The organism is Rhodobacter sp. 4.3.4 (assembly GCF_058724655.1).
In genome coordinates, this window is the sequence record NZ_CM178967.1 from 1,215,481 (window position 1) to 1,234,983 (window position 19,503).

Consider the following 19,503-nt stretch of genomic DNA (forward strand, 5'->3'; position numbering starts at 1 on the left):
TCCGTGTTGTCCCGCCGCGCCGCCCCTTTGCGGCGCATCTCAAAGCCGCTATGGTCGCGCCGAACCCGAGCCGGACCCGTCATGACCTTTTCCCTGCCTTGCCCGCCCCTTGCCCTGCTGGCGCTTTGCGCGGGCCTTGCCGGTTGCACCGCGGCCGATGCCCCGGCGCCGCGGGGCAAGCCCGCGCAGGCGCCGGTGCCGATCCTCGCCCCCCCCGCCAATTCGCTGGCGGGCGAATGGCTGAAATCCCCCCCCGGCCCCGAGGCGAAGGGCTGTTTCACCGAGGAACGCCGCCCCGCCGTGGTCGAGACGGTCACCGACCATGCGCTGGTCGAACCCGAGGAGCGCGATGCGAAAACCGGCGCGGTGCTCTCGCCTGCGCGCTACCGCACCACGACGCAGGCGCGCATCGTCTCGGGCGGCGGGCGGATGTGGTTCGCCTCGGTCTGCGCCGCCGAGATGACCACCGCCCGCATCGCGGTTTTGCAACGCGCGCTTTGGGTGCGCGGGCTTTACGCGGGCCCGCTGGACGGGCGGATGAGCGCCGCCACGCGCGAGGCGATCCGCCGCTATCAGACCCAGCGCGGCCTGCTCAGCGCCGAGCTTTCGCTGCGCGCGGCGCGCGAAATGGGCGTCGTCTCCTGGCTGGCAGCGCCCTGATGCAAAAGGCACCCCGAAGGGTGCCTTGGCTGCCGGTCCGGTCGCGGGTTATTGCAGCGGCACTGCCACGAACCGCGGCTCGCCCGCGCGGCGAATGAGCAAAAGCACCGATTTGCGCCCGCCCTCCTTCGCCTCGGCCACCCGGGCCTGCAGATCTGCCAGCGTCGCCACCGGCTGCTGTCCGGCCTCGACGATCACATCCCCCGCCCGCAGCCCCTTGTCGAAAGCCGCCCCGGTCGCGTCGATATCGGTCACCATCAGCCCGGTCAGATCCTCGGGCAGGTTGCGCTCGGCGCGCATCGCATCGGTGATCGGCGAGAGCACCATGCCCAGCACCGACCCGCCCGCCAGCGCCGGGGCCACGCTGTCCGCCGCCACCTCGCTGCTTTCGGCCAGTTCGCGCTGACCCAGCGTCACCTGCAGCGTCACCGGCTTGCCCGCCCGCATCACCACCACATCGACCGCCTTGCCCACCGGCGCATCGGCAACGCGACGGGTCAGCGATTTCGTGTCCTTCACCGGCGCACCGGCAAAGCTGATGATCACGTCGCCCGATTTCATCCCCGCCACCTTGGCCGGGCCCTCGGGCACTTCCGACACCATCGCCCCCTCGGGCTTGGCAAGGCTCATCGCCTCGGCCATGTCGGGGGTCACGTCCTGGATCTTCACCCCCAGCCAGCCGCGCCGGGTGGCGCCGAATTCCTGCAGCTGCCCCACCACCTTCGAGACCACGTTCGAGGCCATGGAAAAGCCGATCCCGATCGAGCCGCCATTGGGCGAGAGAATCGCCGTGTTGACCCCGATCACCTTGCCGTCCATGCTGAACAGCGGCCCGCCCGAGTTGCCGCGGTTGATCGCGGCATCGGTCTGGATGTAGTCGTCATAGGTGCCCGAAAGCTCGCGATTGCGCGCCGAGACGATGCCGACCGAGGTCGAGAACCCCTGACCCAGCGGGTTGCCCATCGCCATCACCCAGTCGCCCTCGCGCATCGTGTCGCTGTCGCCGAAGCTGACGAAGGGCAGCGGCTCCTTGCTCTCGACCTTCAGAAGCGCGATGTCGGTTTTCGGATCGGTGCCGACGATCTTCGCATCAAGCTTCTTGCCATTTGCGAATTCGATCGAGATTTCATCGGCGACGGTATTGCCATCCTCGCCCTTGATGACGTGGTTGTTGGTCACGATGTAGCCATCGGCCGAGATCACGAAGCCCGAGCCCAGCGCGTCTGCGCGGTGTTGCCGCTGCGGCCCGCCCTGCGGCAGGTTCGGCATGCCGAATTCCTTGAAGAATTCCTCGAACGGCGAGCCCGGCGGAAAGCCCGGCATGCCGCCCACGGGTTCGGATACCGTGGTCGAGGTGGTGATCATCACAACCGCCGGTTTCACCTGCACGACCAGATCGGCGAAGCTCTCGGGCACCGGGCCCGCCAGCGCCGGGCTCATCGCCACGGGCGCCAGCGCCAGCGCGGTGGAAAGCAGCGCCGCCATCAGGATCGGTCGGGCAAGGCGCGGGGTGGTCAGCGAAAGAGGGGTCTTGATCATGCGGGTCTCCCGTGGTCCTGGCCGATGCTCGGCTTGACCTGAATAAAAGGGTAGGGGCTTCGGCTTGCAATTGAAAGCCCGTCGCGCGGCGTCACTTCGATGTGAAAGCGTCGCGAGGCTCAGGCGAAGGCCTGCACCAGCGCCACGACGCCGACGCCCGCCGCCACCGCCGCAAGGCCGATCCGGCGCCGCCCCTCGGGGCCGAGGCTGGCCAGCAGCGCCAGCACCTCAAGGATGCGCGAAGGGGCCAGCACAAGTGCCAGCCCCTCGATCACGAGCACAAGGCCCAGGGCGGTGAACACCGCCGCCATCAGTTTCCGGCCGCCGGAACGCCCGCCGCGAGCGATTTCACGAAGCGCTCATAGTCGAAGTAAAGGCTGTCCGGTTCCGTCACCAGCGAGGAGGTGCCCGGCTTCAGGCTTTCGGCATAGAATTGCAGCGCCCGGGTGAAGGCGAAGAAGCTTTCGTCCTTGCCATAAGCCTCGGCATAGATCCGGTTGCGTTCGGCATCCGCCTGACCGCGCACGATTTCCGCCTGCTTGCGCGCCTCCGAGGTGAGTTCGACCACCTCGCGATCGGCCGCCGCACGCACCCGCTGCGCCGCCTCGCCGCCGCGCGCGCGTTCATCCGCCGCCTCGCGTTCCCGCTCGGCCCGCATCCGCGCATAGGTCGCGGCCAGGTTCTGCTCGGGCAGGTCGGTGCGCGTCAGCCGCACGTCGATCACATCGACGCCCAGCGCATTCGCCTCGCGTTTCGCGATGTCGCGGATCTTGTTCATCAGCGCGGTGCGGTCGTTCGACAGAACGGCGGTCGAGGGCACCGAACCCATGACTTCGCGGATCGCATTGTTCAGGATGCCATCCAGCCGGTTCTTGGCAAAGCTTTCGCCGCCATCGCCCACCGCCTCGCGGAACTTCACCGCATCGACGATGCGCCAGCGCGCGAAGGCATCGACCACCAGACGGCGGTCATCGAGCGGCGTGACCTCCAGCGGCTGCGTGGTCAGGCTGAGGATCCGGTCGTCGTATTTCACCACATTCTGCACGAAGGGGATCTTGAAGCCGATCCCCGGTTCGGTCCGCGCCGCGGTCACTTCGCCGAATTGCAGCACCAGCGCCTTTTCGCGTTCATCGACCGTGTAGATCGAGGACAGGCCAAGGCCCAGGGCGATGATGCCGATCGGGATCAGGAATTGTGCCTTCATCAGTTCGCCCCCCCGGTCGTCGGCTGCACCGGCCGCAGCCGGTCAAGCGGCAGATAGGGCACGGTGCCCGACTGCCCGTCGATCACCACCTTGTTCACGCCGCCCAGCGTCGTGCTCATGGTTTCATAGAACATCCGCCGTTTCGTCACATCAGGGGCCTTGCGGTATTCCTCATAGACCGAGGTGAAGCGCGCGGCCTGACCCTGGGCGTCGTTGACCACCGAAGCGCGATAGGCCTCGGCCTGCTGCACCAGCTGCGCGGCCTGACCGCGGGCGCCCGCCGTCACCTGGTTGGCATAGGCGTCGGCCTCTTTCTCCAGCTTGTCGCGTTCCTGCTGCGCCGCCTGCACGTCGCGGAAACTGTCGATCACCTCGCGCGGCGGATCGGCGCGGTTGAAGTTCACCCGCACGATGTTGATGCCCGCCTGATAGCTGTCAAGCGTGCCCTGCACGGCGGCACGCAGATCGGTGGCGATCACGCCGCGGTCGCGGTTCAGGATCGGCGCCAGTTCAGACCGCGCGATGATGTCGCGCATGGCGGATTCGCTGACGGCGCGGATCGTGTCCTCGGGGTCGGCGAGGTTGAACAGGAATTTCGACGGGTCCGAGACGTTCCAGACGATCTGGTAGCTGACATCGACGATATTCTGGTCGCGCGTCAGCATCAGCCCGGAATCGGTGACAAAATCGCTGCTGCGATTTGCCGAGAACACGCCGTCGCTGCTTTCGGACGTGCCGATGGCGCGGGCGCGGCCGGTGCCGACCTCGGTGGTGCGTTCGTCGGTGACCGGGATCACCACTTTCGACACCACGGGCCAGGGCGCGAAGTTCAGACCCGGGTTGCCGGTGGCATGGTATTTGCCGAACATCAGCTCGATCGAGCGTTCGTTCTGCTGCACCGTGTAAAACGAGCTCCAGGCCCAGACCGCGGCCAGCGCCACCGCGCCGATGGCGATGGTGCCCAGCGTGAAGGCAGGGCCGTCATCGCGCCCGCCGCCGGGGCGGCCCGGTCCGCCGCGCCCGCCCATCAGGACGCGCAGCTGTTCGGTGCCCTTGCGCACGATCTGGTCGATTTCGGGAATCGGTGCGCTGTCATTGGGCCGGCGCGGGCCGGGGCGGCGCGGCGGCTCGCGGTCGTCACCGCCGCCCGAGCCCCAGGGTCCTCCGTTGGTCATGCTGTCCTCTTTCGAATGTCCTTGCCCCGAAGTGGGGATTGTTTGCGCAATGTCAACCGCTTCGCTCAGGAATGACGGGTCGGTGCCCGCATCGTCACCAGTTCCTCGGCCATCGTCGGATGCACGGCGCAGGTGGCGTCGAACTGCTCCTTGGTGGCGCCCATCTTCATCGCGATCGCCGCCATCTGGATCATTTCGCCCGCTTCCGGCGCGACGATATGGCAGCCCAGCACCTTGCGCGTCGCCTTGCAGACAATCAGTTTCATCAGAACGCGGTCCTCCGCCCCGGCAAAGGCCGAGCGCATCGGCTTGAAGGCGCTGGTATAAACCTCGATCGGACCTTGTTTGCGCGCGGCCTCCTCGCTTTGCCCGCAGGTGCCGAATTCGGGCCGGGTGAAGACCGCCGAGGCGACAAGCTCGTGATCGCTCACCCGCGGGTTGGCGCCAAAGACGGTATCGGCAAAGGCGTGCCCCTCGCGGATCGCGACCGGGGTCAGGTTGATCCGGTCGGTCACATCACCCACGGCATAGATCGAGGGCACATTGGTCTGCGACCATTGATCGACGATCACCGCGCCATTCGCGGCCAGCTTGACGCCCGCGTTTTCCAGCCCCAGCCCGGCGGTGTTCGGCACCCGGCCGGTGGCATAGACCACGGCGTCAAACTCCTGCGACCGGCCATCGCCGCAATGCGCCACGACGCCGGTTGCGGTTTTCGTCACCCGGTCGATGATGACATTTTCATGCACGTCGATGCCGCGTGCCTGCATCTGCGTCACGATCAGATCGCGGCATTCGGTGTCGAAACTGCGCAGCAGGGGCGAGCGGTTCCATTGCGCCACCGCGACCCCCAGCCCGTTGAAGACACAGGCGAATTCGGACGCAATATAGCCGCCGCCGACGATCAGCAGACGTTTGGGCAGGTCGGGCAGATGAAACAGGTCGTTCGAGGTCAGCACATGCTCGGCGCCCTCGAAGGCGGGGACGAAAGGCCGCCCGCCGACCGCGATTAGGATGTGTTTGGCACTGATCACCCGGCCATCGGCCAGTTCGACCTCATGCGGACCCTTCACGGTGGCGCGGCAATCATGCACCTTCACCCCGGCATTTTGCTGCCCGGCGCGGTAGATTTTTTCCAGCCGGTCCAGTTCGGCATGCAGCTTGCCCTTGAAGGCGCCCCAGTCGAACCCGCCGATCGTCGCGTCCCAGCCATAGGCGCGGGCCTCGGCCACCGCCGCGGGCATGCCCGAGGCGAAAACCATCAGCTTTTTCGGCACGCAACCGCGGATGACGCAGGTGCCGCCCATCCGATCCTCCTCGGCCAGCGCCACGCGCGCGCCATGGCCTGCGGCGATGCGGGCCGCCCGCACGCCGCCCGATCCGCCGCCGATCACGAAGAGGTCGAAATCGAAACTCATCTGCCGTCCTTTCGAAGCCGCGGCCAGATGCCGCGCATCAGGACTTAGCCCCGCGACCCGGTTCCGGCAAGGGCAGGCGCCCGCGCCGCCAGTTCCGCCTGCCAGGCGGCGTTCTCCTCGGCCGTCATCACCCAGCCCGGCACCGACAGCTCGCGCTGCCGCACCGGGGCCTTGCCCGCCTGGGCTGCGGCGCCCTCGCCCTTGATCTCGGCATAGGGGACGGTGACGTATTTGCCGAAAAGCTTGCCGATCTCGACCCGGTCGGCGCGGAAGATCAGCACCGGACGCGGCACCGACAGCACCACCCAGGCCAGATAGAAGCACAAGCTGGCGCCGACCGCGCCGACGAGCGCGTTCAGGATCATGTCGTCGCGGAACCCCTCGCCGAAGAAGGCCGCCAGCGTCAGGATCGGCGTGATGATCTGCACCACGCCGATGAGGCCGATCACCCCCCCCATCACCAGCGGCAGCACCGACCGGCCGGGGATCACCAGATCCGGGCGGGTCTCAGTCGAGGTCGGCGAAGATGTTCTCGTCATCGGCAAAATCGATCCGTTCATGGGCCACGGTGCCCGCGTTGATATCGCGCAGCTCGACCTGACCCTCGGCGCCGCCAATGATCACCATGTCGCAGATGTCGATGAACAGACCGTTCTCGACCACGCCCGGGATCTGGTTGAGCGCCACCGCCAAAGACCGCGCATTGCCAATGCGGTTGAGGTGCAGATCGACGATATAGTTACCCTCGTCGGTGATGTAGGGCTGCGTGCCATTCAGCCGCAGCGTCGTCTGCCGCCCCAGAACATCGGTGGCGATCAGCATTTCCTCGATCAAGGCGCGGGTGGTCTGCCAGCCGAAGGGCACGACCTCCACGGGCAGCGGAAAGGCGCCAAGGTTCACCACTTCCTTCGAGGCATCGGTGATCACGATCATCCGGTCGGAGGCCGTGGCGACGATCTTTTCCTGCAACAGCGCGCCGCCGCCGCCCTTGATCAGCTGCAGCTGCGCGTCGAATTCATCGGCGCCGTCGATCGTCAGATCAAGCCATTTCGCCTCGTCCAGACCGACGACGGAAATGCCGATCTGCCGCGCCAGATCGGCGGTGCGCGAACTCGTCGGCACGCCGACGATGCGCAGGCCTTCCTCGCGCACCCGCTCGCCCAGGCAGCGCACCATCCAGGCGGCGGTGGAGCCGGTGCCAAGGCCGACCTTCATCCCGTCTTCGACGAAATCGACGGCACGGCGCGCGGCGGCGAATTTCGCCTTGTCGATGGGGGAAAGCTCGGCGGGCATGGCGGCTCCTGCGGACCAGAATTTCAGCTGTTGCGCGCCGTTATAGCCAAGCCCGCCTGCCCATGCGAGGTCTTTTTGCACCGCCCGGGGCCGATCTCTCAGCGCCGCGCCAGCCCCGCGCTTTCCAGCGGGCTGTGGCCGCGGCGGTGCTGCAAGATCAGCTTCGCGACTTTCGGCGTGGGCACGATCGGCCGCGCGGGCAGGCCGGTGAAGGGATCGCCCGACAGGCTCTGGCGCAGCGCCAGCGCCTGGCCGGGGTCGAGCACGTTCATCGTCCGCGGTCCGGCCAGCATGGTTTCGGCGCGGGCGTTTTCGGCAAAGATCACCTCATGCGCGGGCATCAGCACATGCACCCAGTCCACCCGCGCCACCGGCGCGCGGGCGATGCCGGGCAGGCCGACCAGCGCCTTGGCGGCGACCAGCACCTCTTCTCCGGCAAGCGGGCCGGTCGTCGGCCGCAGCAGCACCCGGTGCTGGCCCGACACGACAAGCGCCCGGTCATTGCCCAGAACCCCCGGCGCAAAGCGCACCGGCGCCGCAGCGCCAATGCCGCCGACGCGCCAGCGCCCGACCCATTGCACCGGCCGGTAGCCATTGTCCGAGGTCTGTACCCGATCCCCGGGCTGCAGATCCTCGACCGGTTTCGGGCCGCGCCGGGTGGCGATCAGCGTTCCGGCGGCAAAACAGACCGCCTGGCTGGCGAAGGGGGTCAGCATCCCCTCGGTCTCGATCCCGGTGATGCGATAGGCCCGGCCGGGTTTCAGCCGTTCAGAGGCCGCCAGCCCGCGCCCGGTGGCGGGGGTGTCGATCAGATGCACGACCCGGGTCTCGGTGACATCCTCCGAGGCGAGCGGGCGGATCAGATAGGACACCTCGGGGTCGATCGCGGCGGCATCCGGGTCTGCCCCGTCCGCCTCGGGCAGGTCGATGAAGCGCATCGCCGCGCTGGGGCGCAGCGCGAAATGCGCCTGCGCCCGCGCCGCCGCCTCGGCGTCGGGCAGCGTGCCGAAGGGATCTTGGCCGAACGGATCGGGGCCCGAGGCGGTGACCTCGGACAGCGGCCAGAAACAGAATGTGGGCATGGCATCTCCCGCCTTTGCGACAGTATCGCCAGAACCGGTGAAACAGGGCTTAACATGTTAACCTGTCTGGCGAATTTGCGCGCCCGGGCGGCGGGGGCCGGGAAAGTGAGAGGGAAGGTGAGGGGGGCACCGCTTGCGGGCGCGCAGATGTCGCTTTCGCGCTTTCCTCGCCGGGCGCGACAGGGCAGCATGGGGCAAAGGGAGGGCGCGATGTTTCTGAGCGTTTTCGACATCTTCAAGGTGGGCGTCGGGCCGTCCTCCTCGCATACGATGGGGCCGATGGTGGCGGGGGGGCGGTTTCTCGACATGCTGCGCGCCTCGCCCTTTCATCCGCGCCACCTGCGGGTGCGGCTTTACGGCTCGCTCGCCTTCACCGGCAAGGGCCATGCGACCGACCGCGCCACGATCCTCGGCCTTGCCGGGTTCCTGCCCGAGAGCTACGAGGCCGAAAGGGCCGAGGCGGCGCTGGCGGCGAACCGCGACACGCGGATGCTGACACCGCCCGGGCTGGGCCCGCTGCACTTCGACCCCGATCACGATCTGATCTTCGATTACGGCCACCCTTTGCCCGGCCATGCGAACGGCATGGTGATCGAGGCCCGCGACGCCGAGGGCGACGTGATCCTGCGCGAGACCTTTTATTCGATCGGCGGCGGCTTCGTGCTGACCGAGGCGGAACATGCCGCGGTGGATGACAAGGCGCTTGCCGCGCCCTCGCCGGTGCCGTTTCCGTTCCGCAAGGCCGATGAGATGCTCTCGATGGCGCAGGCCTCGGGGCTGACGATCGCGCAGATGAAGCGGCGCAACGAACGGCGCTATCGGTCGGAGGCGGAGATCGAAGCGGGGCTGGCGCGGATCTGGCAGGTGATGAACGATTGCCTGACGCGGGGGCTGGAGACCGAGGGCGTGCTGCCGGGCGGGCTGCGGGTGAAGCGGCGGGCCAAGGCGATCCATGCCGCGCTTTTGGCCGAACGGGGCATGAACCTGGTCGCGCCGCATACGATCAACGACTGGATTTCCTGCTATGCGATGGCGGTGAACGAGGAAAACGCGGCCGGCGGGCAGGTGGTGACAGCGCCGACGAATGGCGCGGCGGGGGTGGTGCCGGCGGTGATCCGCTACTGGCTCGACCATGTGCCCGGGGCGAGCGGGTCACAGGTGGGGGATTTCCTGCTGACGGCGGCGGCGGTGGGCGGGATCATCAAGACCAATGCCTCGATTTCGGGCGCCGAATGCGGCTGTCAGGCCGAGGTCGGCTCGGCCGCCGCGATGGCGGCGGCGGGGCTGGCGGCGGTCTTGGGGGGCAGCCCCGCGCAGATCGAGAACGCGGCCGAGATCGCGCTGGAGCATCATCTGGGCATGACCTGCGACCCGGTGAAGGGGCTGGTTCAGGTGCCTTGCATCGAACGCAACGGGCTGGGCGCGATCAAGGCGATTTCGGCGGCCTCGCTGGCCTTGCGCGGCGACGGCACGCATTTCGTGCCGCTTGATGCGGCGATCGAGACGATGCGGCAGACCGGGCGCGACATGCATGAACATTATAAGGAAACGAGCCTTGGCGGTCTGGCGGTGAACGTGCCGAACTGCTGAGGGGGGCGCCCTCCTTGGGCGGGCAAGCCCGCCGCGCGTCGGGCGCTTCGGGGGCGCTGCCCCCGCCCGCAAGCGGGCTCCCCCGGGATATTTGCAGCAAGATGAAAGGGAACAACCTTCTTTATCTTGCCTGAAATATCCCGGGGGGTGAATTGGCCGAAGGCCAAGAGGGGGGCAGCGCCCCCCCCGTTTCGTCTCAGAGCGCGCGCCAGCCGATGTCGCGGCGGCAAAAGCCCTCGGGCCAGTCGATCGCATCGACCATCGCATAGGCGCGCTGTTGCGCCTCGGCCAAGGTCGCGGCGCGGGCGGTGACGTTGAGCACGCGCCCGCCGGTGGCAAGGGTCCTGCCTTCCTGCGCCGTCGTCCCGGCATGGAAGACGATCTGCGAGGAGATCTCGGGCAGGGCGTCAAGGCCCTTGATCTCGCTGCCCTTTTCGTAAGCGCCCGGATAGCCGCGGGCCGCCATCACCACGGTCAGCGCCGTATCCTCGGCCCATTGCGCGCTGATCTGATCCAGCCGCCCCTCGGCGCAGGCCTGCAGCAGATCGAGTGCCTGACCACCGAGCCGCGCCATCAGCACCTGGCATTCGGGATCGCCAAAGCGGACGTTGTATTCGACCAGCCGCGCCCGGCCGTTCTCGATCATCAGCCCGGCGTAAAGCACGCCCTGAAACGGCATGCCGCGCCGCGCCATTTCCGCCACGGTGGGGCGGACGATTTCCGCCAGCACCTGCTCCTGAATCGCCGCCGTCAGCACCGGCGCCGGGGAATAGGCGCCCATGCCGCCAGTGTTCGGGCCGGTGTCGCCATCGCCCACCCGCTTGTGATCCTGCGCCGTGCCGACGGGAGCCACGTTGACCCCGTCCGAGAGGATGAAGAAGCTCGCCTCCTCGCCCGCCATGAACTCTTCGATCACCACCTCGGCGCCCGCCGCACCAAAGGCGCCGCCGAAAATCTCGCGCAACCCGGCCTCGGCTTCCGCAAGCGTCATCGCCACGATCACGCCCTTGCCCGCCGCCAGACCATCGGCCTTGACCACGATCGGCGCGCCCTGCGCCCGCACATAGGCCAGCGCGGCCTCAAGATCCTTGAACCGCGCCCAGGCGGCGGTGGGGGCGCCGCAGGCGTCGCAGATCTCCTTGGTGAAGGCTTTCGAGGCTTCCAGCTGCGCCGCCTGCGCCGAGGGCCCGAAGGTCAGCACCCCCGCCGCACGCAGCGCATCGGCCACGCCCGCGGCCAGCGGCGCCTCGGGCCCGATGATGACGAAATCCACCGCGTTTTCCGCGACACAGGCCAGAACGGCCGTGGCGTCGCAGGGGTCGATGGCGGCCAGTTCCGCCAGCTGCCCGATGCCCGCATTGCCGGGGGCGACAATCAGCCGGTCGCATTTCGGGTTCTGTTTCACCGCCCAGGCCAGCGCATGTTCGCGCCCGCCGCTGCCCAGAATGAGAATGTTCATGCGGTTCCCCCGTTTGCGGCTGCAATGGCCCTTGGCCTCGGCTTTCGCGCCTTCTAAGGTTTCGCGACACATCAGGCAAGGCAACATGGACATCCTGGACGACGGCCCCGAGGCTTCGAAAACCGGCCCTTCCGGCAACACCCCCGAATTCACCGTCTCGGAAATCTCGGGCGCGGTGAAACGGGTGATCGAGGGCGAATTCACCCGCGTGCGCGTGCGCGGCGAGGTCGGGCGGGTCAGCCGTCCCGGCTCGGGGCATCTTTACTTCGACCTCAAGGACCCGAATGCGGTGATCGCCGCGGTCAGCTGGAAGGGGCAGGTGGCGCGGATGCAGATCCGCCCCGAGGAGGGGATGGAGGTGATCGCCACCGGCAAGCTGACCACCTTTCCGGGGCAGTCGAAATATCAGCTGATCGTCGATGATGTCGAACCCGCGGGGGCGGGGGCCTTGATGGCGATGCTCGAGGCGCGGCGCAAGGCGCTGGCGGCCGAGGGGCTTTTCGATCCCGCGCGCAAGAAGCCGATCCCCTGGCTGCCCGGGGTGATCGGCGTGGTCACTTCGCCCTCGGGGGCGGTGATCCGCGACATCCTGCACCGGCTGCGCGACCGCTTTCCGCGCCGGGTGCTGATCTGGCCGGTGGCGGTGCAGGGCCAGGCCTGCGCGCCCGAGGTCGCGGCGGCAATCCGCGGCTTCAACGCGCTGGTGCCGGGGGGCAAGGTGCCGCGGCCCGATCTGATCATCGTCGCGCGCGGCGGCGGCTCGCTCGAGGATCTGTGGGGCTTCAACGAGGAAGCGGTCGTGCGGGCGGCGGCGGAGAGCCGGATCCCGCTGATTTCCGCAGTGGGGCACGAAACCGACACGACGCTGATCGATTTTGCCGCCGACCGGCGCGCGCCCACGCCGACGGCGGCGGCGGAAATGGCGGTGCCGGTGCGCGCCGAACTGGCGACCCGACTTGCCGAGATGCAGGCCCGGATCAGCCGCGCGACCCAGACCCGGATGGCCAGCCGGGCACAAAGGCTGGCCGATCTTTCGCGCGCGCTGGGCCGCCCCGAGGCGATCACCCGGCCGCGGCGCCAACGCTTCGATCTGGTCGCCGACCGGCTCTTGCCCGCGCTGCGGATGGTCGTGGTGCGCAAGCGCGCGGCCTTTGCGCCGCTGGAAGCCCGGATCTCGCCGCGGCTTTTGCAGACCTATCTGCGGGTCGAGCGCGACCGGCTCGCGGGGCTTTCCGACCGGCTTCTCCGCGCCGAGCAGGCCCGGCTGACGCGGGCGCAGGACCGCTTCTCCCGCCTCACCGCGATGTTGCAGACACTGGGCTATCAGGAGACGCTGCGGCGCGGCTATGCGGTGGTGCGCGGTCCGGCCGATCAGGTGCTGACCAGCGCCGCCACCGCGGCAGGGCTGGCGCCGTTGGAGATCGAGTTTCAGGATGGCCGCCTGCGCCTGTGCCCCGCTGATGCGCCGCCGTCCGCGCCCGCCCCGAAACCGGCGGCCAAACCCCGCAAAGCCGCGAAAACCCCGCCCGATCAGGGTTCACTGTTCTGAGCGGCTGTCCCGCGGCGACCCGCGAAAGAGCGTATTTGCACCAAGAAAAAGCCCATGTTTTTTCTTGGTGCAAATACGCACCTTGCCGAGGGCGGGGCCGGGCGCGCGGTCGGTCAGACCCCGACCTCGGGCCCGGGGCAGTTGAGCGGGGCAGCGCTGGTATTGAGCGAGACGAGGGGGGCGCCGTCGCGCTTGCCCTCAAACCAGGCGACAAGCGCGTCGCCCTGCAGATGGAAGGTCCAGCATTGCAGGCCCACGTCGGCATTGTGGTAATCGAAGCAGATCTGCTCGCCCTGCTGGAACCAGTCGCCTTCCTCGCAATCGCCCGCGGCAAAGGCCCAGACGACCTTGCGGCCGGGGCGGTATTCCTCGATCCCGTAGGTGGTGTCGCCGGCGGAATAGGTGATCGTCTTGCCCAGCGTCAGCGCGTCGAATTGCGCGGCGGTCAGCGGCGGGCCGATCTCTTCGGCCGGGGCGGCGAGCGGGGCGAGGGCGAGGACAAGCGAAAACAGAACCGGGCGCATCGGGGTCTCCCTTTGCGCCCAGCTTGCCGTATCGGGGCAGGCGTGGAAAGCCACGCCTGCGTGAGGTCTCAGGCGTCGGCCTTTTCCCGTTCCGCCGGGGCGACAGGGGCGGCGGCAACCTGCGGCGCCGGGGCGTCGGCGGGGGCGGTTTCGGCGGGGGCCGGTTCGGCCCCGGTCAGCACCAAAGGCGCCTCGCCCTCTGCCGCCGCAGCGGGGGCGGCCGCCCCCTTGGGCTTGGGTTCGCTGTAGACGCTTTCGCCCTTGCGCACGGCCAGAACGCGATGGTCCATCAGCCGCGCGAATTGCGCGGGCATCAGCGCCAGCATCGCCATCACCGGCAGGCTGTAGGGCAGGATCGGCCGGCCCGGCGCCTTCAGATCGCCCAGTTGCAGCGCCGGATAGGGGCGCCCGGGATGGGCGTGGTGATCGGAATGGCGCGGCGCGTTCAGCATCATCAAGGCCGAGCCGGTCTCGATTGCATCCCAGCTGTGCGCGGCGCTCACCGGTTCATATTCGCCCGGCGCGGTTTCCTTGCGTTGCAGCCCGTAGTGCTGGACGTAATCCGACAGCATCAGCTGCGCCTGGGTCAGCGCGCAGAGGAAGAGGAAGCTGGCAAACCCGGCCGAGCCGAACAAAAGCCCGGCGCCGATCACGAACCACAGGCCCCCCAGAACATAGGTGGCATAGGGGTTGATGCGGTTGATCCGTTCCCGGATCGTGGGCTTGCCCGGATTGGCCTTGATCCGCGCCTCGATGATCGCCTGTTCTTTCGCGTAACCGGCCTTGAACGACTCCGACCACGTGCGCGAGGCGTAATTCCAGTAGCTTTCGCCCAAAGTCGCCGTGGCCGGATCGGCGGGGGTCGCGACCGAGACATGGTGCACCAGCCGATGCGCCGAAACATGGTGGCCGTAAAGCAGCGAGATATAGACCCACTTGCCCAGGTTGAACAATTTCCGGTCGGTGCGGTGGATCAGCTCATGCGCGTTCGCGTTCGAGACCTGCCCGAACCAGAGCGCGGCGGCGATCATCAGCCCCAGCGTGCCCATGGTCGAGATGCCCGCAAAGCCCGCGAGCGAGGCGACGACGATCGGCAGCAGGACGAAATGGGTGACGGCCAGCGCCGAGGACAGCCGGTCGGCTTTCGGGAACTCCGCGCCCTCGGGGGCGTCGGGGGCGGGCTTGGGCGCGCGGCGGTCGAGCACGAAGATGCCGACCGTGATCCAGGCGATGGCAAGCCAGGAGAAGACGCCTCCGAACAGCGCGCCAAGGAAGATCAGCGGCACCGGGGCGAAGGCGAAGAGAGCGAAAGTGTCCACGTCGGGGGTTTCGCGGCCGATCTTGCGCAGGCTGCGCAGCGCGACCATGAATTTCGCGAAGGACAGTTCAGCGGGCTTTTCAGTCATGATGCGGTTTACTCCGGCATGAGATGGCTCCGACTTGAGCGCGCACTTTAGACGGCTTTGCGCAAACCGCAGGGCGACGACTTGCCGCAAGGCGGGATTTTCGCGCAAGCGCCCGCGCGCGCCGGGGGCGGCGGAAACCCAGCCACGGGCGAAAGGCGCCGATCCGGGCTTCTCCCTTCCCTCTTTCCCCCCGATCCGGTAGGGATTTGCAAAACGGAGGCTCCGATGTCGTTCTTCAACAAGCTGAAGTCCCGGTTGACCCGCTCGTCCTCGAAAATCGAGGAGGGGCTTGACGCGATCATTGCCGAGGCCCCGGACACCGCGCCGGAGCCGGAAGCAAAGGCTGTGGCCGCGCCCGAGCCGGTGGTGCCCGAGCCGGTGGTGCCCGAGCTGACGCTGCCCGAGCCGGTGGCTGTGGTGCCGGACCCCGTGGCGGAACCGGACCCCGAACCGGAGCCTGTGGCCGTTGCCGAGCCGGAGCCCGCGGTCACGCCGGAGCCCGAGCCTGTGGCGGGACCGGAGCCTGCGCCCGCGGCGGAAGCTGAACCGGAGCCCGCGGCCGAGCCGGAACCGGCCCGGCGCGGCTTCTTCGGGCGGCTGCTGGGGCGCGGCGGCGCGGAGCCCGAAGCCGAGGCCGAGGCGGCCCCCGAAGCCGAACCGGTGCCTGCCGCGCGCCCGGGGAGGCTGGGCCGTCTGGTCAGCCGGGCGGATGTGCCGCGCCGGGTGCTCGATGATGCGATGCTCGAAAGCATCGAAGATCTGCTGATCGCCGCCGACATGGGGGTGGATACGGCGCTGCGGGTGACGGCGAACCTGGCCGAGGGGCGGATGGGGCGCAAGCTGTCGGTGCCGGAACTCAAGGACATTCTGGCCGCCGAAGTGGCGCGGATCATGGAGCCGGTGGCGCGGCCGATGCCGCTTTATGCGCGCCGCCCGCAGGTGGTTCTGGTCGTCGGCGTGAACGGCTCGGGCAAGACGACGACGATCGGCAAGCTGGCGTCGCAGTTCCGCGCCGCAGGCAAATCGGTGATGATCGCCGCGGGCGACACCTTCCGCGCCGCGGCGGTCGAACAGCTGAAGGTCTGGGGCAGCCGCGCCGGGGTGCCGGTGCTGACCGCACCCGAGGGGGCGGACCCGGCCTCGCTGGCCTTTGACGCGCTGACGCGGGCGACGGCCGAGGGGGTGGATCTGTTGATGATCGACACCGCCGGGCGGCTGCAGAACCGCGCCGATCTGATGGAGGAGCTGGCGAAGATCGTGCGGGTGATCCGCAAGATCGACGACAGCGCACCGCATAACACGCTTCTGGTGCTGGATGCGACGACCGGGCAGAATGCGCTGGCGCAGGTCGAGGTGTTCCGCAAGATTTCCGATGTCTCGGGTCTGGTGATGACGAAGCTGGACGGCACGGCGAAGGGCGGCGTGCTGGTGGCGCTGGCCGACAAGTTCGGCCTGCCGATCCATGCGATCGGGGTGGGCGAGCAGATCGACGACCTCTCGCCCTTCGATCCCGAGGAATTCGCCGCCGCGCTGGTGGGGATCGAAGAAGACTGAGGGCGGCAGACGGGGGCCGGGTGCGCCTTCGTTGGGCGGGCAAGCCCGCCGCGCCTCAGGCGCTTCGGGGGGCGCTGCCCCCCGCTTTGCGCTGACGCGCAAACCCCCCGGCGTTTCGCCCAAGGAAAAGCAGGGCTGCGGCGCGAAGGACACAATCCTGTCAGGAATCCGCCTGCGGTGACGAAAACCCCTGTCCTTGCCTCTGTCCTTGCCTATTTATCACGCGCGGGTCGCCCGATGGGAGAGGTGACCCGGAGCGCGGGCAGCCGCGGAGGGGAACAGATGGCAGAACGCAAACCGATACCGCAGGGGCTGAAGCTCGCGCTTGATTTCGGGCCGCTGGTGGTTTTCTTCGCGGCGTTCTTCCTGCTGCGCGACTATCCGCTGACGCTGGGCGGCGAGACCTATGGCGGTTTCGTTCTGGCCACCGCGGTCTTCGTGCCGGTGCTGATCGTCTCGATGGCGGTGCTGTGGCGGCTCTCGGGCCATCTGGCGCCGATGCAGGTGGCGACCCTGATCCTGGTCACCGTCTTTGGCGGGCTTTCGGTCTGGTTCAACGATCCGCGTTTCTTCAAGATGAAGCCGACGCTGATCTATCTGCTCTTCGCGGCGCTGCTGGGCTTTGGCCTGATCCGCGGCAAGCCCTGGCTGCAGCTGGTGATGGACGGCGCCATCCCGATGCGGGCCGAGGGCTGGGTGATCCTGACCCGGCGGCTGGTGGCCTTCTTCCTGTTTCTCGCCGTCGCCAATGAGGTGATCTGGCGTAATTTCTCGGATGCGACCTGGGTCAATTTCAAGACCTTCGGGCTGACCATCCTGCTGATGGGCTTCTTCGTGGCGCAAAGCCGCCTGTTTGCCCGCTTCGCCCCCGAGGAGGGCGGCAAGCCCGAGAGCTGAGCCGGCAAAATCGGCGCAACTTTAGCTGGTCGGAGAATTGCCGCAATCCTGCCGCGTTTCGGCAGGAGCCTGTGCGGGCAAGGCCGGATCGACCGGCCGCGCTGAACCGCCTCGGCAACAGGAGCCAGACATGTCCACCGTCGCAGCCAATGCCTCCGAAATCTCCTCTGAAGTCGGCTTTCACCATGAACCGCTGGCGCTTTTGCTGGTCGTGCTCTTCGGCCCGGTGGGGCTGCTTTACACCTCGGTCCGCGGCGGGGTGGCGCTGATCCTGGTGGCGCTGGTGGGGGCGATCTTCACCATGGGGCTGGCGCCGCTTGCGGTCTGGCCGGTCTGCATCCTGTGGGTGCTGATGGCCGGGATGATGCGCCGCGCCTGACCCCTCAGAGCCTGGCGAAGCGGCGCCCGAGCTGCGCCGCTTCCTCGGCAAGGCCCCAGGGCGGGTTCAGCACCATCATGCCCGAGCCCACCATCCCGTGCCCCTCGCGCGCAGGCGGGAAGCGCACCTCGGACAAAAGCGCCTCGGGGTGATCGGCCATCAGCGCGCGCACCATCGCGCGCTGCGCCGGGGCCACCGCCACATGGGGGGCGAGGATCGGATACCAGAGCGCGATCACCCCCACATTCCATTTCCGCGCCAGCTGCCCGACCAGCTTCGGCACGGTCTCGTAATCCGATTTCACCTCCCACGAGGGGTCGATCAGCAAGACCCCCCGGCGCGGCGTCGGCGGGCACATGGCCAAGGCCATCTGCAGCCCGTCCTTTTGGTAAAAGATCCCGCCATGCGCCGCCATCGCCGCCTTCAGCGCGGCGAATTCCTGCGGATGCAGCTCGCACAGCTGGAGCGAATCGACCGGCCGCAACAGCGTCGCCGCCAAAAGCGGCGAGCCCGGATAGGCGGCGCGGCCATGCGCCTTGCGCACCACGGCCAGCGCCCGGCTGTAGGGATGATCGGGCGCAAACCAGCGCTCGGCCTCGGCGCGCGCGATCCCCGCCGCCGCCTCGCCCGTTTTCGCCGCCTCGGCGCCATCGAGCGCATAAAGCCCGCGCCCGGCATGGGTTTCCATATAGGACAAGGGCTTGTCCTTGCGCGTCATGTAGTCGAGCAGCGCCGCCATCAGCGCATGCTTGTGCACATCGGCCAGATTCCCGGCGTGATAGGCATGTTGATAAGACAGCATCGCGTCCTCCCTTTCCCGCCTTCCTGACCCGGTCTCGGCCCCTCTGCAAGGGTCTGCTTTTTCTTGGCGCAAATACGCCGGGGGGGAGCGCGTTAGCGCCGGGGGGCAGCGCCCCCCGCCTTTGGGTGGCGCAAAAGAAAACGGCGGCGCTCAGAGAGGAGGAGAGAGCGCCGCCGCGATAACCTCGGCCCAGGGAGGAGGAGAGGGCCTCGGGTATTCCGGTGCCACCCGGGAGGAGGTGGGCAGCACCATTCCGCCGCCCGGGAGGAGGAGAGGGCGGCGGGATCAGGTCGAAGACGGGCGGCCTCTGGGAGGAGGACGAGGCCGCCGTCTTCTATCGAAGCCCCAGGGAGGAGGAGAGGGGCTTGATCCTTGGTCCGGCAGATCGGGCCGGTATGGGGTGGCGGCATCCCCAGGGAGGAGGAGAGAGGATGCCGCCGATCTCCGAGACCCAGGGAGGAGGAGAGGGTCTCCGGAAGTCTGTTCTATTTGCCGTAGGCCGCTTCCAGCGCGATGCGGGTCAGCATCGAGCGGTGCATGCCCAGATCGCTCAGCTCGCGGTTCGACAGCGAGCGCAGTTCCGCCAGCGTCTGGCGATAGACCTTGCGCCGGGCCAGCCCCTCGCGAATCGAGGCCAGAAGATTGGAAAAACCGCTCTCGGTCGTCCGGATGTCGCTGACCAGTGCCATCGGTCGTGTTCTTTCGTTCGTATCGTCGTGGAGTTTAGCGTCGGACCGTCTGGCTGTCGCTGTGGTGCACCGTCGCTGTTGAGACCAAAATGGCCCGATTGCTGCAGATGCACAATGGGCGGCGGGGGCAATGCTGCCTTGCGGAAAATGCATAACGGATTCTGACCTGAATCCGCCTCCAAACTGGATTAATTCCACATTGGGCCGCGCAAATATCGTGCAAATCTTGCCCGGGCGGGGGGCGCCCCCTTGAAGCCCGCGACAAATGCGCCACAGTCCCCGG

At 68.0% G+C, this 19,503-nt stretch carries 19 protein-coding genes; 6 read left to right on the plus strand and 13 right to left on the minus strand.

Going from position 1 to position 19,503, the window contains the following annotated elements; all coding sequences use genetic code 11:
- Positions 1-81 precede the first annotated feature (81 nt).
- Positions 82-660 (plus strand): peptidoglycan-binding domain-containing protein, encoded by a 579-nt coding sequence (locus tag AC4PTB_RS05845; RefSeq protein WP_492192126.1) that lies wholly within the window; start codon positions 82-84, stop codon positions 658-660.
- A 48-nt stretch (positions 661-708) separates the two neighbouring features.
- Here the strand turns inward: AC4PTB_RS05845 and AC4PTB_RS05850 are convergent, their stop codons facing one another.
- The 8 genes from AC4PTB_RS05850 to AC4PTB_RS05885 form a co-directional block, all read right to left on the minus strand.
- Complete coding sequence (locus AC4PTB_RS05850; RefSeq protein WP_492192127.1) at positions 709-2,199, minus strand: Do family serine endopeptidase; 1,491 nt, start codon at positions 2,197-2,199, stop codon at positions 709-711.
- Between the two features lie 119 nt (positions 2,200-2,318).
- Positions 2,319-2,510 (minus strand): DUF2065 family protein, encoded by a 192-nt coding sequence (locus tag AC4PTB_RS05855; RefSeq protein WP_492192128.1) that lies wholly within the window; start codon positions 2,508-2,510, stop codon positions 2,319-2,321.
- A complete protein-coding gene (gene hflC / locus AC4PTB_RS05860) occupies positions 2,510-3,406 on the minus strand; it encodes a protease modulator HflC (RefSeq protein WP_492192589.1) in 897 nt (298 codons plus the stop codon). Before hflC ends, AC4PTB_RS05855 begins: the two co-directional genes overlap by 1 nt.
- On the minus strand, positions 3,403-4,578 hold the full coding sequence (hflK, locus tag AC4PTB_RS05865) for an FtsH protease activity modulator HflK (protein ID WP_492192129.1): 1,176 nt from the start codon (positions 4,576-4,578) through the stop codon (positions 3,403-3,405). Before hflK ends, hflC begins: the two co-directional genes overlap by 4 nt.
- Positions 4,579-4,643: 65 nt before the next feature.
- Complete coding sequence (gorA, locus tag AC4PTB_RS05870) at positions 4,644-5,996, minus strand: glutathione-disulfide reductase (protein ID WP_492192130.1); 1,353 nt, start codon at positions 5,994-5,996, stop codon at positions 4,644-4,646.
- A 44-nt stretch (positions 5,997-6,040) separates the two neighbouring features.
- Positions 6,041-6,535, minus strand: a complete 495-nt coding sequence (locus tag AC4PTB_RS05875) for a hypothetical protein (protein WP_492192131.1) — start codon at positions 6,533-6,535, stop codon at positions 6,041-6,043.
- On the minus strand, positions 6,504-7,289 hold the full coding sequence (gene rpiA, locus AC4PTB_RS05880) for a ribose-5-phosphate isomerase RpiA (RefSeq protein ID WP_492192590.1): 786 nt from the start codon (positions 7,287-7,289) through the stop codon (positions 6,504-6,506). The genes AC4PTB_RS05875 and rpiA overlap by 32 nt, the downstream gene beginning before the upstream one ends.
- Before the next feature lie 98 nt (positions 7,290-7,387).
- Complete coding sequence (locus AC4PTB_RS05885) at positions 7,388-8,371, minus strand: Hint domain-containing protein (protein ID WP_492192132.1); 984 nt, start codon at positions 8,369-8,371, stop codon at positions 7,388-7,390.
- 210 nt (positions 8,372-8,581) lie between these two features.
- Here AC4PTB_RS05885 and AC4PTB_RS05890 point away from each other — a divergent pair, with 210 nt between their 5' ends.
- The gene (locus AC4PTB_RS05890) at positions 8,582-9,961 is read left to right on the plus strand and encodes an L-serine ammonia-lyase (protein ID WP_492192133.1); all 1,380 of its coding nucleotides are present in this window, start codon (positions 8,582-8,584) and stop codon (positions 9,959-9,961) included.
- Between the two features lie 196 nt (positions 9,962-10,157).
- Here the strand turns inward: AC4PTB_RS05890 and purD are convergent, their stop codons facing one another.
- Entirely contained in the window at positions 10,158-11,420 is a 1,263-nt protein-coding gene (gene purD, locus AC4PTB_RS05895; RefSeq protein WP_492192134.1) for a phosphoribosylamine--glycine ligase, read from the minus strand.
- Positions 11,421-11,505: 85 nt separating this feature from the next.
- Between purD and xseA the strand changes: the two genes are divergently transcribed.
- Positions 11,506-12,969 carry an exodeoxyribonuclease VII large subunit gene (gene xseA / locus AC4PTB_RS05900; protein WP_492192135.1) on the plus strand — a complete coding sequence of 488 codons (1,464 nt, stop codon included), beginning with the start codon at positions 11,506-11,508 and terminating at the stop codon, positions 12,967-12,969.
- A gap of 113 nt (positions 12,970-13,082) precedes the next feature.
- Here xseA and AC4PTB_RS05905 read toward each other — a convergent pair whose 3' ends face one another.
- Together AC4PTB_RS05905 and AC4PTB_RS05910 are read right to left on the minus strand one after the other, a co-directional pair.
- Positions 13,083-13,493 carry a hypothetical protein gene (locus tag AC4PTB_RS05905; protein WP_492192136.1) on the minus strand — a complete coding sequence of 137 codons (411 nt, stop codon included), beginning with the start codon at positions 13,491-13,493 and terminating at the stop codon, positions 13,083-13,085.
- 68 nt (positions 13,494-13,561) lie between these two features.
- Positions 13,562-14,899: an alkane 1-monooxygenase gene (locus tag AC4PTB_RS05910; RefSeq protein ID WP_492192137.1), complete on the minus strand. Its 1,338-nt coding sequence runs from the start codon at positions 14,897-14,899 to the stop codon at positions 13,562-13,564.
- A 225-nt stretch (positions 14,900-15,124) separates the two neighbouring features.
- Here AC4PTB_RS05910 and ftsY point away from each other — a divergent pair, with 225 nt between their 5' ends.
- From ftsY to AC4PTB_RS05925, 3 genes are all read left to right on the plus strand, one after another.
- Entirely contained in the window at positions 15,125-16,453 is a 1,329-nt protein-coding gene (ftsY, locus tag AC4PTB_RS05915; protein WP_492192138.1) for a signal recognition particle-docking protein FtsY, read from the plus strand.
- 282 nt (positions 16,454-16,735) lie between these two features.
- Positions 16,736-17,350, plus strand: a complete 615-nt coding sequence (locus AC4PTB_RS05920; protein ID WP_492192139.1) for an inner membrane-spanning protein YciB — start codon at positions 16,736-16,738, stop codon at positions 17,348-17,350.
- Positions 17,351-17,480: 130 nt separating this feature from the next.
- Entirely contained in the window at positions 17,481-17,729 is a 249-nt protein-coding gene (locus tag AC4PTB_RS05925) for a hypothetical protein (protein ID WP_492192140.1), read from the plus strand.
- A 4-nt stretch (positions 17,730-17,733) separates the two neighbouring features.
- On the opposite strand, the gene rlmJ is transcribed toward AC4PTB_RS05925, so the two are convergent.
- Positions 17,734-18,531: a 23S rRNA (adenine(2030)-N(6))-methyltransferase RlmJ gene (gene rlmJ, locus AC4PTB_RS05930; RefSeq protein ID WP_492192141.1), complete on the minus strand. Its 798-nt coding sequence runs from the start codon at positions 18,529-18,531 to the stop codon at positions 17,734-17,736.
- A 485-nt stretch (positions 18,532-19,016) separates the two neighbouring features.
- Positions 19,017-19,220 carry a DUF1127 domain-containing protein gene (locus AC4PTB_RS05935; RefSeq protein ID WP_492192142.1) on the minus strand — a complete coding sequence of 68 codons (204 nt, stop codon included), beginning with the start codon at positions 19,218-19,220 and terminating at the stop codon, positions 19,017-19,019.
- Positions 19,221-19,503 lie beyond the last annotated feature (283 nt).

What these genes read in the sequence shown, in the direction of transcription:
- AC4PTB_RS05905 (WP_492192136.1), bottom strand. Translation starts at nt 13,493, where the DNA reads ATGCGCCCGGTTCTGTTTTCGCTTGTCCTCGCCCTCGCCCCGCTCGCC.
- purD (WP_492192134.1), bottom strand. Translation starts at nt 11,420, where the DNA reads ATGAACATTCTCATTCTGGGCAGCGGCGGGCGCGAACATGCGCTGGCC.
- AC4PTB_RS05910 (WP_492192137.1), bottom strand. Translation starts at nt 14,899, where the DNA reads ATGACTGAAAAGCCCGCTGAACTGTCCTTCGCGAAATTCATGGTCGCG.
- AC4PTB_RS05925 (WP_492192140.1), top strand. Translation starts at nt 17,481, where the DNA reads ATGTCCACCGTCGCAGCCAATGCCTCCGAAATCTCCTCTGAAGTCGGC.
- AC4PTB_RS05935 (WP_492192142.1), bottom strand. Translation starts at nt 19,220, where the DNA reads ATGGCACTGGTCAGCGACATCCGGACGACCGAGAGCGGTTTTTCCAAT.
- rpiA (WP_492192590.1), bottom strand. Translation starts at nt 7,289, where the DNA reads ATGCCCGCCGAGCTTTCCCCCATCGACAAGGCGAAATTCGCCGCCGCG.
- xseA (WP_492192135.1), top strand. Translation starts at nt 11,506, where the DNA reads ATGGACATCCTGGACGACGGCCCCGAGGCTTCGAAAACCGGCCCTTCC.
- AC4PTB_RS05920 (WP_492192139.1), top strand. Translation starts at nt 16,736, where the DNA reads ATGGCAGAACGCAAACCGATACCGCAGGGGCTGAAGCTCGCGCTTGAT.
- hflK (WP_492192129.1), bottom strand. Translation starts at nt 4,578, where the DNA reads ATGACCAACGGAGGACCCTGGGGCTCGGGCGGCGGTGACGACCGCGAG.
- AC4PTB_RS05885 (WP_492192132.1), bottom strand. Translation starts at nt 8,371, where the DNA reads ATGCCCACATTCTGTTTCTGGCCGCTGTCCGAGGTCACCGCCTCGGGC.
- AC4PTB_RS05875 (WP_492192131.1), bottom strand. Translation starts at nt 6,535, where the DNA reads ATGACGAGAACATCTTCGCCGACCTCGACTGAGACCCGCCCGGATCTG.
- AC4PTB_RS05845 (WP_492192126.1), top strand. Translation starts at nt 82, where the DNA reads ATGACCTTTTCCCTGCCTTGCCCGCCCCTTGCCCTGCTGGCGCTTTGC.
- gorA (WP_492192130.1), bottom strand. Translation starts at nt 5,996, where the DNA reads ATGAGTTTCGATTTCGACCTCTTCGTGATCGGCGGCGGATCGGGCGGC.
- AC4PTB_RS05850 (WP_492192127.1), bottom strand. Translation starts at nt 2,199, where the DNA reads ATGATCAAGACCCCTCTTTCGCTGACCACCCCGCGCCTTGCCCGACCG.
- AC4PTB_RS05890 (WP_492192133.1), top strand. Translation starts at nt 8,582, where the DNA reads ATGTTTCTGAGCGTTTTCGACATCTTCAAGGTGGGCGTCGGGCCGTCC.
- AC4PTB_RS05855 (WP_492192128.1), bottom strand. Translation starts at nt 2,510, where the DNA reads ATGGCGGCGGTGTTCACCGCCCTGGGCCTTGTGCTCGTGATCGAGGGG.
- rlmJ (WP_492192141.1), bottom strand. Translation starts at nt 18,531, where the DNA reads ATGCTGTCTTATCAACATGCCTATCACGCCGGGAATCTGGCCGATGTG.
- ftsY (WP_492192138.1), top strand. Translation starts at nt 15,125, where the DNA reads ATGTCGTTCTTCAACAAGCTGAAGTCCCGGTTGACCCGCTCGTCCTCG.